We start from the raw sequence: 21,896 nt of genomic DNA on the forward strand, positions 1-21,896 counted from the left end.
TTATAACCAGATGTGAAAATAGCTGTAAGAAATGTGAGTGATACACCTAAAATTAATAATAACTTCATCCTAATTTCCTCCTTACTTTTTCGGTTTACGAATCCTATTTGTGAATCGAAATGTATGTAAGGTTCCTAGAAGAAAAGAATTTATTTACAATGAATAGCAGCGTAAAAACTTTAATACCTTTATTATACAGAATTTTCTTTGAATTTTGGAGAGAATTTTATAGCGCTATTATATATTTCGTTTTGATTTAAAGAATGTTTAAGGACATCCTAGCATACCTTTTATAATAATCCGATTGAACAAGGAGATGGGGGAGGAGCTATAATGGATATTCTAAAGAAAATTGAACAATATCGGGAAGCAGAAGAACGTTTACAATGGGAAGGTACGTTTGCGGAGTATTTGGAGCTTGTGAAAGAAAGACCATGGGTGGCTCAAACAGCACACTCTCGCATTTACAATATGATAAAAGATGCTGGAATTGAAGAAGTTGATGGTAGAAGAAAATATAACTTCTTTAGTAATCAGCTATTTGGATTAGAGGATGCTTTAGAACGCCTTGTGGAAGAATATTTTCATCCATCTGCAAAACGATTAGATGTTAGAAAACGTATTTTGTTATTAATGGGGCCTGTTAGTGGGGGGAAATCAACATTAGTTACGATGTTGAAACGAGGATTAGAAACATATTCACGAACAGATCGTGGAGCGATTTTTGCATTAAAAGGCTGCCCAATGCATGAAGATCCACTTCATTTAATTCCGCAGCATTTACGGAATGATTTCTTTGATGAGTATGGAGTAAGAATTGAAGGGAATTTATCACCATTAAATGTTATGCGTCTAGAGCAAGAATACGGGTCAAGAATTGAGGATGTAGTTGTAGAGCGTATTTTCTTCTCTGAAGATCGCCGTACAGGAATTGGTACATTTAGTCCTTCTGATCCAAAATCACAAGATATTGCCGATTTAACAGGTAGTCTAGACTTTTCTACAATTGCAGAATACGGTTCGGAATCAGATCCTCGTGCATATCGATTTGATGGAGAATTAAATAAGGCGAACCGTGGAATGATGGAATTCCAAGAGATGCTAAAATGTGATGAGAAATTTTTATGGCATTTATTATCGCTTACACAAGAAGGGAATTTTAAAGCAGGCAGATTTGCGCTTATTTCAGCAGATGAATTAATTGTAGCGCATACAAATGAAACAGAGTATCGTTCCTTCATAGCAAATAAGAAAAATGAAGCATTGCATTCACGAATTATTGTAATGCCGGTTCCATATAATTTACGGGTTAGTGAAGAAGAACATATTTATGAAAAAATGATTCGTGAAAGTGATGTGTCCAATGTTCATATTGCACCGCATACACTTCGCGTTGCAGCAATGTTCACTATTTTAACTCGTTTAAAAGATCCGAAGCGTCCGGATATTGATTCAATTAAAAAGATGCGTTTATATGATGGAGAAACGGTAGAAGGGTATAATGCGATTGATGTAGAAGAATTGCAACGCGAATATCAAGATGAAGGTATGAAGGGGATTGATCCTCGTTATGTTATTAACCGAATTTCTTCTACAATTATTCGAAAAGAGGTACCATCTATTAATGCACTAGATGTACTGAGATCGTTAAAAGACGGATTGGATCAGCACCCGTCAATTAGTAGTGAAGACCGAGAGCGCTATATGAATTTCATCTCATTAGCGAGAAAAGAATACGATGAAATTGCTAAGAAAGAAGTACAAAAAGCGTTTGTTTATTCATACGAAGAATCAGCTAAGACACTTATGGATAATTACTTAGATAACGTCGAAGCGTACTGCAATAAATCAAAATTACGTGATCCTTTAACAGGTGAAGAAATGAGCCCAGATGAAAAACTTATGCGTTCGATTGAAGAGCAAATTGGAATTTCAGAAAATGCTAAAAAGGCATTCCGTGAAGAAATTTTAATTCGCATTTCTGCTTATGCACGTAAAGGGAAGCGCTTTGATTATAATTCACACGAACGTCTTCGTGAAGCGATTCAGAAAAAACTATTTGCTGATTTAAAAGATATAGTGAAAATTACAACATCAACGAAAACACCAGACGAAAATCAGCTTAAGAAAATCAATGATGTTGTTGCACGCTTAATTGATGAGCATGGCTATAATTCTTCATCCGCGAATGAATTGTTACGATATGTAGGTAGTTTGTTAAATCGATAGTTTGATAACAAAACGCTGTCTCTTATTCTTGGGACGGCGTTTTGTTATCTATTGATATTTGTAAAAAATGTCATAGCTTGTCCGAATATAATAAATTAAGATGCGATTTTATGAATTTATTGTCAATTATTTTTACAATATGCATATGATAGAGTAACCAACCATTCATACAAAAAAGCCAACACAATACAATATGTTGCAAAACGAAAATGTGTGCAACAATGCATTGTGTTTCTTTCTTATCAACGGCTGAATGTTTCTTTCTATTATGTGAGTGGCAAAATTTTGTTTAAGATGCTCGGAGTATTGTATGAAAAACGCTATATATGTTTATGGGATGATTTTCGATGAACAGTTATTTTTCAAATATTATAGTTACGCACACTAGAAAACAAAATTATAGATTGCTGTTCATAAGAGAAAACAAATACAGTAAGGGGGGAAAGGCATGGGCGAAGAAAATCAACCAAACTATACAATTTCACAGGAAAACTGGTCCCTCCATCGCAAAGGATATGACGACCAACAACGCCATCAAGAAAAAGTACAAGAGGCAATTAAAAATAATTTACCAGATCTTGTAACGGAAGAAAATATTGTTATGTCTAATGGTAGGGATGTTGTGAAAATACCGATTCGTTCTTTAGATGAATATAAGATTAGATACAATTATGATAAAAATAAACATGTTGGGCAAGGGAACGGTGACAGCAAAGTTGGCGATGTCGTTGCGAGAGATGGATCAGGTGGTCAAAAGCAGAAAGGACCAGGAAAAGGGCAAGGGGCAGGAGATGCAGCTGGAGAAGATTATTATGAAGCAGAAGTCTCAATTTTAGAATTGGAGCAAGCGTTTTTCAAAGAGTTAGAGTTGCCTAATTTAAAGAGAAAAGAACTGGATGAAAACCGGATTGAACACATTGAATTTAATGATATTAGAAAAACAGGATTATGGGGAAATATCGATAAGAAGCGAACGATGATATCTGCATATAAACGAAATGCAATGCGTGGTAAAGCATCTTTCCATCCAATTCACCAAGAAGATTTAAAGTTCCGTACTTGGAATGAAGTGTTAAAGCCAGATTCAAAAGCTGTTGTATTAGCGATGATGGATACGAGTGGATCGATGGGGATATGGGAGAAGTATATGGCACGTAGCTTCTTTTTCTGGATGACAAGATTTTTACGCACAAAGTATGAAACCGTAGACATTGAGTTTATTGCCCATCATACGGAAGCGAAGGTCGTTACAGAAGAAGAATTTTTCTCAAAAGGGGAAAGTGGTGGAACGATCTGTTCTTCCGTATACAAAAAAGCACTTGAGTTAATCGATAATAAATATTCACCAGACCGTTATAATATTTATCCATTCCATTTTTCAGACGGTGATAATTTAACTTCGGATAATGCTAGATGTGTAAAGCTTGTTGAAGAGTTGATGAAGAAGTGTAATATGTTTGGGTATGGGGAAGTGAATCAGTACAACCGCCATAGTACGCTCATGTCAGCCTATAAAAATATTAAAGATGAGAACTTCAGATATTATATTTTAAAACAAAAAGCAGATGTATTTCATGCGATGAAGAGCTTTTTTAAAGAAGAATCAGGAGAGAAAATGGCATAACCCCTTTTGAAGGGGTTTATTTTTTTGTAAACTTTTTATTTTTTTAGTTGACAATAATAATGAAAATCATTGTCATTTATTCGAGAATGATTACATTTTGATTTATATATTTCGGAGGAGATGTAAAGTTGAAAAAAAACAAAAGAAAACATATAAATGCAATGTTAATAGCGGCGACGTTATCGTTACCGTTTGCTGTATATTCGACACCTGCTTTAGCGGCAGTAGCAATTGAGGCAAATAAAACTGGATATGCTTTAGAAAATGGTACATATGATGCTGTTATTAAAGCGTATAAAGATAAAACAAATGAAGAGTCCATGGCAGCTGTTTATATAAAGGATCCGAAATTAACAATCGAGAATGGAAAGAAAATCGTAACGGCAACGTTAAGTGATAGTGATTTCTTTCAATACTTGAAAACAGAGGATATTCATACTCCTGGTGTGTTTCATGATGTGAAAGTAATATCTGAGGATAAAAAGAAAAATGGGACGAAGGTTATTCAATTTGAAGTTGGAGAACTAGGAAAAAGGTATAATATGCAAATGCATATTTATATTGCAATAATGGGATATAACAATAAATATCAAGTACAGTTTGAAGTAAATACTTTAAATTTAGAAAATAATGTTCCAGAAAAGCAAAAGGAAAATAAAGAGGATAAAGTGGAACAACAAGAAAAAGTTGCGAATGTAATAGTTGATAAGAAATTACAACAGCATATTAATAAGTACAATTTAGATAGAAAAAATATAAATGAACCTATAACGAAGGAAGATTTATTAAAGATTAAAACATTAACCATATATTCAGGTGAAGGAATAAATGAAATAGCTGGTTTAGAATATATGACAAACTTAGAGAAGTTGACATTAAGAGAGTCTAACGTAACAGACATAGCTGTTATCTCAGAATTGAGACATTTGAAATATTTAGATTTATCCTCTAATCCAATTGAAAGCATTCAACCCGTTTCTAAGCTAGAGAATCTTGACATGCTCTTTTTAAGAGATAATAAAATTGCAGATCTTACACCGTTAAGTCAAATGAAGAAGATTAAAATATTAGATTTAATCGGTAATAATATAAAGGATCTTACACCATTATTTACAGTGTTATCGTTAGAAGAAGTATACTTAGCAAATAATCAAATTAGTAATCTTTCGGGTATTGAGAAGTTAAAGAATGTGAAACTACTATGGATAGGAAATAATAAAATTAGTGATGTTGAGCCTATTAGTAAAATGAGTAATCTTATTGAACTAGAAATTGCTGATAGTGAACTAAAAGATATATCACCATTATCTAAATTAGGAAAATTACAAGTACTGAATTTAGAAGAGAATTATATATCTGATATATCGCCGCTGAGTAATTTAACAAATTTACATGAGATGAACCTTGGAGCGAATGAAATTGCTGACGTAAGGCCTGTTGAGGAATTGGGTAAGCGAATTTCAATTGATATTCAACGACAAAAAATCTTTTTAGATGAAGCAAGCGTAGATGAAGAAATAAAAATTCCAATATACAATCTTAAAGGAGAACCACTTCAAAATATTAATTTAAAAAGTGAGGGGGCCGTTCTGAATAATGGATTTATAAAATGGAATAGTCCTGGAGAAAAAACATATGAATTTAGATTAGATACGAGCTCTGGTGAAAGTAAAATAAGATTTAATGGGATGGTTGTCCAGAAAATAGTTGGAAAACAAAAAGAAAGTCAAAATGTAATCTTGGATAAACATTTACAACAACATATTAATAAAGAGAATTTAGGTAGAGAGAATTTAAACGCTCCTATAACAAAAGAAGATTTATTACAGATTAAAACATTAGAGATACTTAAAGAAAAAGAAAAAGAAAAAGAAAAAGAGATAAAAGATGTAACAGGTTTAGAGTACATGACGAACTTAGAAAACCTCACTTTAGAAGGAGTAGGCTTGAAAAATATTGAGTTCATCTCGAACTTGAAACAATTGAATAATGTGAATGTATCTCATAATCAAATTGAAGATATAACACCGTTATCTTCATTAAAAAACTTACAATGGTTAAATCTTGCAGACAATCATATTAAAGATGTAACGGTTATTGGTTCAATGCTAGACTTACTTAGCTTGAATTTAGCAGGGAATGAAATTCGTGATGTAAGACCGTTAATACAATTAGGGCAGTGGTTTTCAATTGATGTCGGGAGACAAAAAATCATTTTAGATGAAGCAAAAGTAAATGAAGAAATTCAAGTCCCTGTATATGACTTAGAAGGAGAAGCTATTGACAATATTAAAATGACAGGTGAGGGCGGAACGCTTAATAACGGAGTAATAAAATGGAGTACCCCAGGTGAAAAGGTGTATAAATTTGATTTGGATTCTGATGAAATTAGTATAAGTTTTAACGGAACGGTAATCCAAAATATAGTTGAAAAAGAAGAAGTGACAGAACCAACAAAAGAAGTTGAAGAAACAAAAGAAGAAGTAAAAGAACCGGAAAAAGAAGTTGAAGAAACAAAAGAAGAAGTAAAAGAACCGACAAAAGAAGTTGAAGAAACAAAAGAAGAAGTAAAAGAACCGGTAAAAGAAGTTGGAGAAACAAAAGAAGAAGTGAAAGAACCAGCAAAAGAAGTTGGAGAAACAAAAGAAGAAGTGAAAGAGCCAACGAAAGAAGTTGAAGGTACAAAAGAAGAGGTAAAAGAAGCGACAACTAGATTGGATCAAGAGCCAAAAGGGGATAATCAAGTTGGGCCAATGAAAGTGGTAGGACAAGAGAGTACGAAAGAAAAAGATTCAAATAAACAACATGCTAATAAGCAAGAGGAAAATCAGAAGTCTTTAGCAGCAACTGGTGGTCAAGCTAACACATCGAGTTTACTTTCTGGATTAGCACTTGTTCTTTCAGCATTAAGTATGTTTGTATTTAGAAAGAGATTATTTAAGAAATAAATAACGTCTTATCTTATTATTACAAAGAATATATATTTTTTTGAGAAGACCTTATCATAGCAATTTCATGTTGAAATATGCTTATGATAAGGTCTTTTTGAATAGGGGAAGGATATTAATACGAGGATGTTTTGATCACTTAAATAATGGAGAAACTGTAGCGGAAATTGTGAGTACTTTTCGTTCACGATACGTTCAAAATGTATGAAGAAATAATATGAAATATTGCATTTTATATCATTTTATCCAGATAATATGTTAATTTCGTGAATGGAATATATAAATAGGGGGCAATGATATGAACAAGAAATTAAAGATTAATAAAGTGATGCTTAGTATTAGTACAATGGCGCTATCGTTAGGAGTAATTCAAACGAATGTATTAGCAGAAGAAAAGGTCCCATATAATGTATTGCATTCGAAACCAGTTGGAATTGAAAAACCAGTAGATGAGATCGGACACGCTTCTAAAGCTGAGGAAACATTATCATTTCAAGAACGTTTAAAAGTAGGAGACTTTTCACAGCGACCAGCATCTATTATGAAGAGTTCAAAAGTAAAGCAGGTTAAAGAAAGTTATTCAATGGCGGATTTAAACAAAATGAGTCATCAAGAATTGATTGAAACGTTAGGAAGTATTAAGTGGAATCAAATTACAGACTTGTTCCAGTTTAATGAAGACGCGAAAACTTTTTATCAGGACAAAGGAAAAATGCAAGTAATTATAGACGAATTAGCTCATAGAGGTAGTACATTTACGAAAGATGATTCAAAAGGAATTCAAACGTTTACTGAAGTGTTACGTTCGGCTTTTTATCTTGCATTTTATAATAATGAATTAAGCGCCTTAAATGAAAGAAGCTTCCAGGATAAATGTTTACCTGCTTTAAAAGCAATCGCAAAAAATCCAAACTTTAAGCTTGGAACAAATGAGCAAGATACAGTAGTATCTGCATACGGTAAATTAATTAGTAATGCATCAAGTGATGTTGAAACGGTGCAATACGCATCGAATATTTTAAAACAATATAATGATAATTTTAATGCATATGTAGACGATCGTATGAAAGGACAAGCTGTGTACGATATGATGCAAGGCATTGACTATGATATACAGTCTTACTTAATTGAGGCTCGTAAAGAAGCGAATGAAACGATGTGGTATGGAAAAGTAGATGGGTTTATTAATGAAATAAATCGTATTGCTCTTCTAAATGAAGTAACGCCAGAAAATAAATGGCTCGTTAATAATGGAATTTATTTTGCTAGCCGTTTAGGAAAGTTTCATAGCAATCCAAATAAAGGATTAGAGGTTGTTACACAAGCAATGCATATGTATCCACGTTTAAGTGAACCGTATTTTGTTGCGGTAGAACAAATTACAACAAACTATAACGGGAAAGATTATAGCGGGAATACGATAGATTTAGAAAAGATACGTAAAGAAGGAAAAGAGCAATACTTACCAAAAACGTATACATTTGATGATGGATCTATTGTATTCAAAACGGGAGATAAAGTATCCGAAGAGAAAATTAAGAGATTATATTGGGCAGCAAAGGAAGTAAAGGCTCAATATCATCGTGTAATTGGAAATGATAAAGCTTTAGAACAAGGCAATGCAGACGATGTATTAACGATAGTAATTTATAATACTCCGGATGAATATCAGTTAAATAGACAACTGTACGGATATGAGACGAATAACGGTGGAATTTATATTGAAGAGACAGGTACATTCTTTACATATGAGCGTACGCCAGAGCAAAGTATTTATAGTTTAGAAGAGTTATTCCGTCATGAGTTTACTCATTATCTTCAAGGAAGATATGAAGTACCAGGTTTATTTGGAAGAGGAGATATGTATCAAAATGAAAGATTAACTTGGTTCCAAGAAGGGAATGCAGAATTTTTCGCAGGATCTACTCGTACGAATAACGTTGTACCGAGAAAGAGCATAATTAGTGGGTTATCATCTGATCCTGCAAGCCGTTATACGGCAGAGCGTACACTATTTGCTAAATATGGTTCTTGGGATTTCTATAACTACTCGTTTGCATTGCAGTCGTACTTATATACTCATCAATTTGAAACGTTTGATAAAATTCAAGATTTAATTCGTGCGAATGACGTGAAAAATTATGATACATATCGTGAAACTTTAAGTAAAGATCCGAAGTTAAATAAAGAGTACCAAGCTTATATGCAGCAGTTAATTGATAATCAAGATAAGTATAATGTGCCGGAAGTAGCAGATGATTATTTAACTGAACATGCACCAAAATCGTTAACAGAAGTGAAGAAAGAAATTAGTGAGACGTTGTCTATGAAAGATACAAAAATGACAAAATATGAGTCTCAATTCTTTAATACATTTACATTAGAAGGTACGTTTACAGGTAGTGTAACAAAAGGTGAATCAGAAGACTGGAACGCAATGAGTAAAAGAGTAAATGAAGCTTTAGAACAATTGCCGCAAAAAGAATGGAGCGGCTACAAAACGGTTACAGCATATTTCGTCAATTATCGTGTGAATAGTTCCAATCAATTTGAATATGATGTAGTCTTTCATGGTATCGCAAAAGATGACGGAGAAAATAAAGCTCCGACAGTTAATATAAACGGTCCTTATAATGGGCTTGTAAAAGAAGGAATTCAATTCAAAAGTGATGGCTCAAACGATGAAGATGGAAAAATCGTTTCTTATTCATGGGAGTTTGGAGACGGAGGAACAAGTACAGAAGTTAATCCAGTACATGCATATGAAAGAGAAGGAGCTTATAAAGTAGCGTTAAGAGTAAAAGATGATAAAGGAAAAGAGAGTAGAAGCGAAACAACTGTTACGATTAAAGATGGACGTTTAACAGAATCTGAACCAAATAATCGTCCAGAGGAAGCAAATCGTATCGGGCTAAACACTACTATAAAAGGTAGCCTTATCGGCGGGAATCACACCGATGTTTATACATTTAATGTAGCATCAGCGAAAGATATCGATATTTCTGTTTTAAATGAGCATGGAATCGGGATGACATGGGTACTTCACCATGAATCAGATATGCAAAATTATGCAGCTTACGGTCAAGCTAATGGAAATTATATAGAAGCAAAATTTAATGCAAAACCAGGTAAGTACTACTTGTATGTATATAAATATGATAATGGCGATGGAACATACGCATTATCAGTAAAATAAATGCTTTTCCAATGTATGTTTAACTTTACTTTTTGTGGAAAATAATATATTATATAGATATATAATATATCGGTTATTTTCTAGGAGGAGCCTGTCACAATAGGTTTCTCCTGTTCTTTTTTAGAGACCTGTCTTACAGGTTTTTCTTTAAAAATTAAATAACTGAAAATTAGGATTAATAATCTTTGAAAGAGGTGAGGCATACACATAACAAAAAAGGGATTGTTTAAGAAAGGGGGATAAGAAATGGTCTTGTTTGGTTATCCACTTGAAACAATTTATTTATATGGATTTATTATTGCTACTATACTCATTGTTATTTATATTTTCTTTGGAGATATATTTGAATCAATATTTAGTTTTGGGGGCGGATCTGTATCCGTTGTTACTTTACTACTTAGTTTCTTCGCCATGTTATGTGGACTTAGTTATATAGGAGAATATTTATTTTCCTTTAATAGTACTATTATTTTTGCTGGTTCATTTGCTATATCTTTCATCGGTGTTTTCATAATGAAAATATTAATTTTAAAACCAATTGCTGAAGCAGAACAAAACACGGTGCAACGTATGGATGAATTCATTGGTTGCAAGGGAGAAGTCATTACGACAATTCCTACAGAAGGATTTGGTGAAGTATTAATCTCCTCTAAATTTGGAAGTAATGCAATACCAGCTAAAACAATTGGAAAGAAAGATATTTCACAAGGAACGGAAGTTATTATCGAGGGAGTTCAAGATGGTGTTTTGCTTGTACAAAACATCGCTTATTCTTTAAAAAAACCAAAATTATAAGGGGGAATTTACATGACGATTCCATTAATTATCGGTGGAGTTTTACTCGCAATTTTACTTCTACTCATTTTAGTATTCATTACGAAGTATCGTACAGTTGGTCCAGATGAAGCATTAATTGTAACAGGGAACTGGCTTGGTAGTGGAAAGAATGTTGTTACCACTGATGATGGAAAGAAGATTAAGATTATCCGCGGTGGTGGTACTTTCGTTGTGCCAATTATGCAACGAGCAGAACTTCTTAGCTTATTAAACTACAAATTAGAAGTTGGAACACGTGATACGTATACGAAACAAGGTGTACCGATTACAGTAAACGGTGTTTCTATTATTAAAGTAGGATCGACAATTGAAGAAGTTTCTACAGCAGCTGAACAATATTTAGGAAAAGAAACGGAAGAGTTAAAAGTAGAAGCAAAAGAAGTTTTAGAAGGGCATCTACGTGCTATTTTATCTTCTATGACAGTAGAAGATGCTTATAGTAATAGAGAGCAATTCGCACAAAAGGTGCATGAAGTAGCTTCGACTGATTTGAAGAAGATGGGACTTCGCATCGTTTCCTTTACAATTAAAGAAATAATGGATAAAAACGGTTACTTAGATGCACTTGGTCAGCCGCAAATTGCAATGGTTAAGCGTGATGCAACAGTTGCAAATGCAGAGCGTGAAAAAGAGGCGAGAATTGAAAAAGCTCGTGCTGAGAAAGAAGCAAAAGAAGCAGAATATCAACGTGATGCACAAATCGCTGAAGCTGAAAAACATAAAGAATTAAAAGTACAATCTTATAAGAGAGACCAAGAACAAGCTCGCGCAGATGCAGATCTTTCTTATGAATTACAACAAGCGAAAGCACAACAAGGTGTTACAGAAGAGCAAATGCGAGTTAAAATCATTGAGCGTGAAAAGCAAATTGAGTTAGAAGAAAAAGAGATTGCGCGTCGTGAAAAGCAATACGATGCAGAAGTAAAGAAAAAGGCAGATGCAGATCGCTATGCTGTTGAACAATCAGCTGAAGCGGAAAAAGTAAAACAAATGAAAAAAGCAGATGCGGATCAATATAAAATTGAAGCAGAAGCAAGAGCACGTGCAGAAGAAGTTCGTGTAGAAGGTTTAGCAAAAGCAGAAATTGAAAAAGCACAAGGTCAGGCAAAGGCAGAAGTACAAAAGGCACAAGGTACAGCGGAGGCAGATGTTATTAGGTTAAAAGGTTTAGCAGAAGCAGAAGCGAAACAAAAAATTGCAGAAGCATTTGAATTATATGGGCAAGCCGCGATTATGGATATGGTTCTTAAAATGCTTCCAAGTTATGCGAAAGAAATTGCGAGTCCACTTAGCAATATTGATAAAATTACAGTTGTCGATACAGGCGGCGGTGGAAAGAATAGCGGCGCCGGAAAAGTTGCAGGTTATGCGACAGATTTAATGGCAACAATGCAAGAAACTTTAAAAGCCTCTTCTGGTATTGATTTAAAAGAATTACTAGAAGGATTCGCTGGAAAAGGTGCCGTGCAGCAACTATCAAACGATAAACCTGTCGTATCTGTAGTAGAAGATGAGAAAAAAGAAGTAGAGAAAGATAAGGAATAGTAAGGTGAAAAGCCCCTCTAGTAAATAGATACTAGAGGGGCTTTTGTGTGTTTATAGGACTCTCTGCTAACACTAAGGCAGAGTAGTGAATAATGATATAAAAGTAAAGAAATAAATGTGGTATGATTAAGTCGAAAAGTCTGTATATTCTTTTAATTATATCTTCAGTAATGTTAGGGGAATGATTTTGAAATTGAAGAAATTGAAACTACAACCGAGAATTACATTAACTATTAGTACACTTATTCTTGTTGTACTGCTGTTAACGAGTTATTTATTTTACTATATATTATCTGAAACAGTAGAAGAGCAAATTGGAAAAAGGGCGTTGCATGTTGCGAAAACAGTTGCTGCTATACCGGAAATCGGGGAAGCTTTTCAAAAAGAAAATCCAGCTTCTATTATTCAGCCAATTGCAGAAAAAATTCGAATCGAAACAGATGCTGACTTTATTGTAGTTGGAAATAAAGATGGTATTCGTTATGCACATCCTAAGCGAGAGAAAATAGGAGAAGCTATGGTGGGCGGAGATAATAAAGGGGTCCTATTAGAAGGGAAATCTTACGTTTCGAAAGCAACAGGATCATTAGGGCCTTCATTACGCGGAAAAGTCCCAATTCGTAATCAGGATAATGAAATTATTGGTGTAGTATCTGTTGGTTTTTCAATGGATGATATTCATGGAGCGATAGACGTGTATGGAAAGCGTGTGTTTTGGATTACAATAACAGGTCTGTTAATTGGGATAATTGGCTCTGTATATTTAGCAAAAAGTATTAAGCGGATGATGTTTGGAATGGAGCCAGAAGAAATTTCATCTTTATACGAGGAGCATAGTACAGTTATTCAATCTGTACGTGAAGGGATTGTAGTAATCGATAAAAATGGAATGGTTAGTTTAGTAAATCAAGCGGCATACGATATCCTTTCTTTAGATAAACAACAAAATATAATGGGAGAATTTATTTTAGATGTTATTCCTAATTCATCGATACTGGATGTACTTCAAACCGGAGAAGAACAATTTGATCGCCAATTAAATATAAAGGGACAGGATGTTATTGCCAATCGTCTACCTATTAAAGTTAATCATAAAGTAACTGGTGTAGTATCCAGCTTACGCCTGAAATCTGAAATGGATCAATTAACAGCAGAATTGTCTCAAACGCGGCAATATACAGAGGCATTGCGGGCACAAACGCATGAATATAATAATTTATTATATACGCTTTCAGGTCTTATCCAATTAGAGTCGTATGAAGATGCTTTAGAGCTTATTCATAAGGAAACAGCAGTATATCAAGAATTCGTTCAATTTATTATGAAACGAATTCAAAATCCGTGGTTAGGCGGGATTTTAATTGGATTTTATAATAGGGCGCGAGAGTTGAAGATTGATTTTATGTTAGATCGGGAAAGTAGTTTAGAAAAGTTAAGTCCGCATATTGAGAGTAATTACGTTGTTTCTATTTTAGGGAATTTGATCACGAATGCATTTGAAGCAATTGAAAGAAATCACGAGCATGATAAGAAAGTAAGAATGTTTATAACAGACATTGGAGAAGAAATATTAATTGAAGTGGAAGATTCAGGACAAGGTGTTCATGATGAAATAATTACAAGCATATTCTATAAAGGTTTTTCGACGAAAGCGGGCGAAAAACGTGGATATGGGTTAGCAAAAGTGAAAGAGTTAGTGGAAGATTTAAATGGAAGTATTGCGATTGAAAAAGGGGATTTAGGTGGTGCTTTATTTATCATTGCATTACCGAAAGAGAGAGGCGAATTGTAATGAATGAGGGGATTGAAGTATTGATTGTAGAAGATGATATTCGGATTGCGGAAATTCATCGTCGTTTTACTGAAAAAATTGAGGGGTTTAAAGTAATTGGAACAGCAACGACTGGGGAACAGGCAAAGGAATGGTTAGAGTTTGTAAAGCCGCAACTCGTTTTATTAGATGTATATTTACCTGACATGCAAGGGACTGAACTCGTCACATATATTAGGCATAATTTGCATGATACAGATATTATTATGATTACAGCCGCATCAGAGACGGATGTAGTGCGGCATGCTTTACGAGGCGGAGTAACAGATTATATCGTAAAGCCACTTACATTTGATCGGTTTAAAACAAGTTTAGAAAGTTATCAAAAGAAGATTACGAAGTTAAAGAAAAATGCTCAATTATCTTCAGAACAGATTGAACATCTATGGTCCCAAAGAGGGGTGCAGGCAAATCAAATAGAATATGCACCAAAAGGAATCGATCCTTTAACGTTAGCAAAAATAAAAAAGCATATGTTAACTGTTAATGAGGAGGGAATTACTGCAGAGATGCTAAGTTCAATGGTAGGTGTAAGCCGATCGACTTCGAGGCGCTATTTAGAGTATTTGATCTCTGGAAAGAAAGTGCATGCGGAGCTTATATATGGAAGTGTGGGGAGGCCAGAAAGAAGGTATTTCCGCGTTTCTTCATAGGGGACTTTCACAACAATAAAAACAGTAGAGGATTACATTTCCTCTACTGTTTTTTCTAGTTTCATCTTATATTGGAATAATTCCAATTGCAATTCCAGTAATCAACATAACCATTGTCGTTCCAACAGCCCAAAGTAAAGTAAATCGTTGGTGTTCACCAAAATCAACCTTTGCCATACCGACTAATAAATAAGTGGAAGCAACGAGGGGACTCAGTAAGTGAACAGGTTGACCGAGTAACGAAGCACGTCCCATTTCTGCTGCACTAATTCCGTAAGCTGCAGCAGCTTTCGTTAAAATAGGTAATACACCGAAGTAAAAAGCATCATTAGACATAAAAAATGTGAACGGCATACTTAGTAAAGCTGTAATAATTGGAAGCTGGGGGCCAAGTGCATCTGGTATAAGAATAACAACACTTTGAGCCATCGCATCTACCATTTTTGTTCCAGATAGAATACCTGTGAAAATTCCAGCAGCAAAGACGAGAGAAACAACCGCTAATACGTTTCCAGCGTGAGACGCAATACGCTCTTTTTGTTGTTCTAAGTTAGGGTAGTTAATCATAACAGCAATAGCGAAAGCGACTGTAAATAAAACAGGTAACGGCATAACTTCTAGTATGAGACAAACGAGGAGGGAAGCAGTTAATAAAAAGTTAATCCATAGCAGTTTCGGGCGTTTATGTATTTCAGCTTCAACTGTCGCAGCTTGCTCATCCATTGTTTGCATGTGTTTTAAGTATTGCACATCCATAATTCCTAAACGTTTTCTTTCTTTTTTTCCAAGATAGTAGGCAACGAAAACTACCCAAATTGCACCAGCAATCATTCCTGGTATAAGTGGTGTGAAGAGTTCTGATGCATCAAGTCCAAGAGCACTCATAACCCGAGCTGTTGGTCCACCCCAAGGTGTAAGATTTGTCACACCTGCTCCTAACATAACAACCCCAGCTAATATAAGTGGATTCATCCCAAGACGTTTATATAGTGGATACATTGCGGAAACTGTAATCATATATGTTGTTGTTCCGTCCCCATCTAATGAAACGATAATAGTAAGGATAGCCGTACCAACAACAATTTTTAAAGGATCACCTTTTACAAATTTCAAAATTTTACTAATGACAGGATCAAATAAACCACTATCAATCATAATCCCAAAATATAAAATGGCGAACATAAGCATAATACCAGTAGGTGCTAACTTTTTAATACCGTCTAACATCATAGGACCCATATTTGCATAAAATCCACCAATTAATGCGAAAATAATTGGAATTAATATTAATGCTACTAATGCTGACATACGTTTAGTCATAATCAAAAACATAAAGACAAATACCATTGCAAATCCAAGTAATGCTAACATGTAATCTCCCCCTCAAAAAAATGATTGCGCTTTCAATATAAAACGAAAATTCAGATAAAAGGTTTTTTATTTATAATAAAAGGTTCAATTCGAATGGTAAATAATTAAAGAAATAACATCATTAGAAACATAATCTTTATTTTGATCATTTTGTTCACGAGGTAATTTTGAATTTTTAAAAAGATAAATGCTTTCGTACAAGAATGGTAGAATAAGGTGAAAAAGAGAAGCGCGTGAAGTAGGGAGTAGATTTTGAATGGAAACAAGAATAGAAGAAATTTATAGTTCATGTACAGGAATAGTAGAAGAGATTTTTATTAATGAATCCTCTTACGTATATGAATGGGAAAAATTAATGATGATCCGAAAGCATGATGGTGAGCTTGAAAAAATTGGGGTTGGGATCAGTGGAAATATAAGATTAGTAAATGTAGAAGTTGGACAGGAAATTAGTGCGGATACATTATTAGTTAAGATAGAAGATGATTTGTTAATTACTGGTTGTGAATGATGAGAGATGTGTAGAAATAACTGCACATCTCTTTTTTGTTCCATATATTACAAAAAGAACAATGTTTTTTCACAAATCTCACACAACTTTTTGATATTCTCCTAGTTGAGTACAATGAATAAATTTTTAGGAGTAATGTATTGTCATTAATGGGGAGGAAATAGGGATGAGAGTAAAGTATGCTGTGCTTGTTATATGTTTATGCTTCGTATTTACAATAGTAGGATGTGGGAAAAAGGACATAGAAGCTATTGCGGTTGATGAAAAAAATGATAAGTGTGATATTTGTCAAATAGGGGTAATGGATAATCAATTCGCAACAGAAATTATTTTAGATAATGGAAAAGCCTTAAAGTTTGATGATATTGGCTGTATGTATAAATGGATGGATAACAATAAAAATGAGAAGACGAAAGAAAAGTTTGTACGAGACTATAATACGAAAGATTGGGTTCCATTACAGGACGCAACTTATGTATATGATAAAACAATAACAACACCTATGGCTTATAACGTGATCTCGTTTAAAGATAAAAAAGATGCGGAAAGTTTTGTATCTAAATATAAGGGGAAGGTCCTTTCCGACAAAGAATTATCAGAGCATAAGTGGGAAATGAATAAAGAGATGATGGGGAAACCGAAAAATGGGAATAGCGGAGGACATTCTCATTAATACGAAAAAGTAGCTAGAGTAAGGACAACCACCCCAAGGTTGTCTTTTTCTATTGTTAGTGAGATGCAAATAGAAAGATAAAAGGTGTAAAATGGTTAGAAGAACAGTTACAATATAAAATAGTGACATCTTTAGGGGAATTAAGGGTAACAAAGATGTACAAGTATCGCTGAAACATGCTAAACTAATTGCTCCATAATATTAATGATGGAGCTGGGTGGCATATCATTCCAAACATGAATTATATGTTGAGAAAACATGAGCATAAGTATACTATGACAATTGAAGAAGGAATATAAGGTACTTATGGATAAATCTATTGAAGAAGAGTTATTGCATGTGATGGAGGAATGGTTAAGAAAACATTATCTTTCATAGGAGCTGTAGTTGTGAGAAAACAAAAAATTTTATTATGTACATTATTAGGACTTTTAATGATGGTAGTGGCTTGTGATAAGCAAGAAGAACCTGAATCGAAACCGGTTCACGTGAAAAACGAAAAAAACGAAAAAAAGCAAGAAAAGCATAAAGAAAAGGAAAAAGATAAAGAAGAGACTGGTATAAGTTTAATGGATAAGCAATTATTGCTTTCTGCGACCCTAGGTGATACAGAAACGACTATGAAATTAATAAAAGACGGGGCAAATATAAACGTAGAGGGCGATAATGGAGAAACACCTATCTTGGCAGCGGTGTATCAAAATCATATAGAGACAGTTAAAGCGTTAATTGATGCAGGAGCCGATATTGAAATCCAAGATGAAAAACAAAGCAATCCATTTCTTTATGCTAGCAGAGAGGGCTATACAGACATCGTAAAACTACTAATTAATGCAGGTGCTAATACGAAAGAAACTACTAGGTCGGGTGGAACAGCATTAATTTCTGCATCAGAGCGTGGTCATGTAGAGGTCGTAAAAGAATTATTAGAACATACGGATATTGATGTGAATTATAAAAATAATCGTGGTGGGACAGCATTATTAGAAACGATTGTGTTAGGAAATGGTAGTGACAGCCATAAAAGGGTAATTCAAATGCTTATTGAGCATGGAGCGGATGTAAATATGGCTAACAATGAAGGGAATACGCCATTGCAACATGCTGAAAAAAGAGGTTTTAAAGATATTGCGAATATGTTGAGGGTAGCTGGAGCGAATGAAGTTATGCAACAGCAACCTATAGGGTAACTGTAAGTAAATGAGTATTAGATAAAGCAACAAATAGAGCGAGTAGTATTTCAGCTCGTACGAGTCAAAAATAAAAGAAAGCCGTATCCATAAGAGGGATGCGGCTTTCTTTTATTAAGGCAAAGTTAAGAAATGGACTTTATAATAAATCTTCAAAAGTATATCCAATCTAAACTATTAGATGTAAATAATTAAAAAAGCCAATGTATAATGTGACTGCTTTCTGTCGCTATTATGAGAAGTGATGTAATAATAAGAGAAAAAGAGAATTGAAATATATTGTGGAAGGTGAGAAAGGCCGATGCGCTTACTTGTAGTAGAAGATAATGCTTCTTTATTGGAGTCCATAGTACAAATTTTACGTGATGAATTTGAAGTGGATACGGCAATGAATGGGGAAGATGGTTTATTTTTAGCATTACAAAATATATATGATGCGATATTACTTGATGTCATGATGCCAGAAATGGATGGGTTTGAAGTTATCCAAAAAATACGAGATGAAAAGATTGAAACGCCAGTTTTATTTTTAACAGCGAAAGATTCTTTGGAGGATCGAGTTAAAGGCTTAGATTTTGGCGGGGATGATTATCTCGTTAAGCCGTTTCAAGCACCGGAACTAAAAGCGAGAATTCGTGCTCTATTAAGACGAAGTGGTAGTTTAACAACAAAGCAGACAATTCGTTATAAAGGAATCGAATTGTTTGGAAAAGACAAAGGCGCGCAAGTCGATGGGCAAGCAATTAAGTTGACCTTAAAACAGTATGAACTTCTAGAGTACCTCATTCAAAATAGCGGTAAAATTTTAATGCGTGAACAAATTTTTGATCGTGTTTGGGGATTTGATTCAGATACAACAGTAGCTATCGTAGAAGTGTATGTTCATCACTTACGTAAAAAATTAGAGCCATTCGGTTATCAGAAAGATATTCAAACTGTTCGTGGTATTGGATATATATTAAAAGAACAATGAAAAAGGGAAGTATGTTTCAAAAAACACGTATTCGTCTGACTATAGTAAACTCATTAGTATTTATCCTATTAATAGGAGTATTAGGGAGTATTATTTATTCATACACATATAAGCGCATTTATAATGAAGTAGATACATCCATAGAAAAAATGGTTCAGCATAGAGAGATTTCAGATGATAAAAAACTACCTAAAAAAATAAGGGGATATTTTCCAATTGGGGATCCGAGGATAGTAGAGTTAACTTGGAGTGGAAACAGAGTGGAGATAGGTGGCGAAAACGGCAAACGCCGTTTTATCTTTGAAGACAATTTGGAAAAGTTTTCTCCAAAAAAATTAGGATCTTTGCAAGATATTGAAGTGCAAGGGCTATATTTTAGAACGTTCGCGTTTCAAAAAGATGGAAAAATAGTTCAAATCGTACGCGATATAACAGCTGAAGAAGAAATGCTAAATACTTTATTTTTAATTCTTGTTATAGGCTGTAGTGTAGGGAGTGTATGTGCAATAGGAATCGGCTTTTTCTTAGCTGGGAGGGCACTTGTACCCATTCAAAATTCATGGGAGAAACAGCAGCAGTTCGTTTCTGATGCATCACATGAATTAAGGACACCACTTGCGGTTATTCAATCAAAAACAGATATATTATTCCAGTCACCATCTGCGACGATAGAAGAAAAAGCGATGGATATTTCTACGATTTCAAAGGAGTGTAGACGGTTATCGAAGCTCGTAGCTAATTTATTATTGTTAGCACGTTCGGATTCTAATCAAATCGAGATGGATAAGAAAACATTTGAGATGGGTAAATTGTTAGAAGAAATAGTAGATCCATATAAAGAAATTGCTTCTTATCAAGAAAAAGCGATGATATTAAAAGTAGAACGTGACATATCGTTTATTGGCGATAGAGAGAGAATCCATCAATTGATGGTCATATTGCTAGATAATGCGATGAAGTATACGAATGAAGGTGGACATATTCAAATTAATTGTATGCAAACGAGTAGTTCAATTCGCATACAAGTGAAAGATAACGGGATAGGAGTTAAAGAAGGGGATATTCCAAAGTTATTTGATCGTTTTTATCAAGGAGATAAAGCGAGAAGTCCATCAGAAGGAGCGGGATTAGGTCTTTCAATCGCTAATTGGATTGTAGAAAAGCATTATGGGAAAATATCGGTAGAGAGCAAATGGGGAGAAGGAACTTGTTTTGAAGTGATTTTCCCAAAAAATCAAAGATTATAAGTGAGAAGACGACCTTGTTTTTACAAGGTCGTCTTTTTTAAGGGAAAGTTAAGGAATAACTTGTAGCATGTATTACATAATGGAAACTTGTGATAGAAAGAAAAGCTGTAAGGTTTTTTGAATGAACTGGATAAATCAAAAGGTTATTTCTAACAGAGAGGAAGTTTATGTATAGTATAAAAAAAATTATGGGAAAGCTGGAAAAAGAAAGCGTGCGAGGGAGGAAGAAGTCTTGAAAAAGAAAATGATGACGGTATTTACTATTGGAGTAATGAGTTTAAGTATATTAGGGGGTGCCTCTCCTTCTGGAATGACAAAAGGAAAGACAGATTACACGCAGCGTAGTAAAGAACAATTAAATGATGGAAAAATACATGCAATGCATACGGAAGAAAAAGCGGAAAAGTTAGGCATTGAAACGGATGGGAAAGAACAAATTACGTTAGAAAAAGAAATTCATGAGACGGAAGTAGGAAGAGAAGCTGATCAATTAGGTATCTCGGCAGAAGGAAAAGATGTTGGAATTCTTTCAGAAGAAATTTATGAAACAAAAGTGAGGCAAGAAGCGTTGAAACTAGGAATATCTATAGAGAATACGTCGATTGTAAGTTTAATTGATCAAATTAATAAGATTAAAATTAATAATGAAGCAGAAAAGCTTGGTGTTTCAACTGAAGGAAAGGAAATAGAAGAAATTGAGGAAGAAATCTACGGCACGAAAGTTAAAGAAGAGGCAGAAAAGCTAGATATTGCTCAACAAGGAAAAGAGATGGAAGAGTTAGCACAAGAAGTGTACGAACAAAAAGTACAGGAAGAAGCAAAAAAATATCATATTGATTTATATGGCAAAGATATATATCAAGTATTAAGAGAAATAAATGAGCAAAAGGTAATAGAGATAGCAGAGGAGCTTAATATGGATAGAACGACTATGGGCATTCAAGAGCTAGCGGAAAAAATAAAACGAGAACAACCTGAAAAAGGAAACGAACTAAAATTTATACCAATGATTCAAACAGATGCAGATGCGTTTTATTCGTATTTAACGAATTAAAAAGGGCGTGAGAG

Annotated in this window: 15 protein-coding genes; 14 read left to right on the plus strand and 1 reads right to left on the minus strand. The window is 34.2% G+C overall.

The annotated features are described in order from the left end of the window. The first annotated feature begins 333 nt into the window (after positions 1-333). From MHI07_RS02710 to MHI07_RS02745, 8 genes are all read left to right on the plus strand, one after another. Positions 334-2,229: a PrkA family serine protein kinase gene (locus MHI07_RS02710; protein WP_002159367.1), complete on the plus strand. Its 1,896-nt coding sequence runs from the start codon at positions 334-336 to the stop codon at positions 2,227-2,229. Positions 2,230-2,677: 448 nt separating this feature from the next. Further along, positions 2,678-3,853, plus strand: coding sequence for a sporulation protein YhbH (gene yhbH, locus MHI07_RS02715; protein WP_002113900.1), 1,176 nt, complete (start codon positions 2,678-2,680; stop codon positions 3,851-3,853). 128 nt (positions 3,854-3,981) lie between these two features. Then, on the plus strand, positions 3,982-6,801 hold the full coding sequence (locus tag MHI07_RS02720; RefSeq protein WP_340821797.1) for a leucine-rich repeat domain-containing protein: 2,820 nt from the start codon (positions 3,982-3,984) through the stop codon (positions 6,799-6,801). Between the two features lie 298 nt (positions 6,802-7,099). Further along, positions 7,100-9,997, plus strand: coding sequence for a collagenase ColA (colA, locus tag MHI07_RS02725; protein WP_340821799.1), 2,898 nt, complete (start codon positions 7,100-7,102; stop codon positions 9,995-9,997). 246 nt (positions 9,998-10,243) lie between these two features. Then, complete coding sequence (locus MHI07_RS02730) at positions 10,244-10,792, plus strand: NfeD family protein (RefSeq protein ID WP_340821801.1); 549 nt, start codon at positions 10,244-10,246, stop codon at positions 10,790-10,792. Positions 10,793-10,804: 12 nt separating this feature from the next. Beyond that, the gene (locus MHI07_RS02735; RefSeq protein WP_016103481.1) at positions 10,805-12,379 is read left to right on the plus strand and encodes a flotillin family protein; all 1,575 of its coding nucleotides are present in this window, start codon (positions 10,805-10,807) and stop codon (positions 12,377-12,379) included. Between the two features lie 181 nt (positions 12,380-12,560). Next, a complete protein-coding gene (locus MHI07_RS02740) occupies positions 12,561-14,171 on the plus strand; it encodes a sensor histidine kinase (RefSeq protein WP_340821804.1) in 1,611 nt (536 codons plus the stop codon). Continuing rightward, positions 14,171-14,863: a response regulator gene (locus MHI07_RS02745; RefSeq protein ID WP_002113922.1), complete on the plus strand. Its 693-nt coding sequence runs from the start codon at positions 14,171-14,173 to the stop codon at positions 14,861-14,863. Before MHI07_RS02740 ends, MHI07_RS02745 begins: the two co-directional genes overlap by 1 nt. A gap of 66 nt (positions 14,864-14,929) precedes the next feature. Here MHI07_RS02745 and MHI07_RS02750 read toward each other — a convergent pair whose 3' ends face one another. Continuing rightward, complete coding sequence (locus MHI07_RS02750) at positions 14,930-16,234, minus strand: CitMHS family transporter (RefSeq protein WP_340821806.1); 1,305 nt, start codon at positions 16,232-16,234, stop codon at positions 14,930-14,932. A 256-nt stretch (positions 16,235-16,490) separates the two neighbouring features. Here MHI07_RS02750 and MHI07_RS02755 point away from each other — a divergent pair, with 256 nt between their 5' ends. The 6 genes from MHI07_RS02755 to MHI07_RS02780 all read left to right on the plus strand — a co-directional run bounded on the left by MHI07_RS02755 (position 16,491) and on the right by MHI07_RS02780 (position 21,882). Next, the gene (locus MHI07_RS02755) at positions 16,491-16,745 is read left to right on the plus strand and encodes a hypothetical protein (protein WP_002159358.1); all 255 of its coding nucleotides are present in this window, start codon (positions 16,491-16,493) and stop codon (positions 16,743-16,745) included. 166 nt (positions 16,746-16,911) lie between these two features. Next, positions 16,912-17,418 carry a nitrous oxide reductase accessory protein NosL gene (locus MHI07_RS02760; RefSeq protein ID WP_002159357.1) on the plus strand — a complete coding sequence of 169 codons (507 nt, stop codon included), beginning with the start codon at positions 16,912-16,914 and terminating at the stop codon, positions 17,416-17,418. Positions 17,419-17,768: 350 nt separating this feature from the next. Then, positions 17,769-18,608, plus strand: a complete 840-nt coding sequence (locus MHI07_RS02765) for an ankyrin repeat domain-containing protein (RefSeq protein WP_235713226.1) — start codon at positions 17,769-17,771, stop codon at positions 18,606-18,608. Between the two features lie 301 nt (positions 18,609-18,909). Then, positions 18,910-19,581: a response regulator transcription factor gene (locus tag MHI07_RS02770; protein WP_070146177.1), complete on the plus strand. Its 672-nt coding sequence runs from the start codon at positions 18,910-18,912 to the stop codon at positions 19,579-19,581. 11 nt (positions 19,582-19,592) lie between these two features. Continuing rightward, on the plus strand, positions 19,593-20,828 hold the full coding sequence (locus MHI07_RS02775) for a sensor histidine kinase (protein ID WP_016103487.1): 1,236 nt from the start codon (positions 19,593-19,595) through the stop codon (positions 20,826-20,828). Between the two features lie 232 nt (positions 20,829-21,060). Continuing rightward, positions 21,061-21,882, plus strand: coding sequence for a transporter (locus tag MHI07_RS02780; protein WP_340821811.1), 822 nt, complete (start codon positions 21,061-21,063; stop codon positions 21,880-21,882). Positions 21,883-21,896: the final 14 nt, after the last annotated feature.

The organism is Bacillus sp. FSL H8-0545, assembly GCF_038006105.1.
Lineage (GTDB): Bacteria > Bacillota > Bacilli > Bacillales > Bacillaceae_G > Bacillus_A > Bacillus_A cereus_U.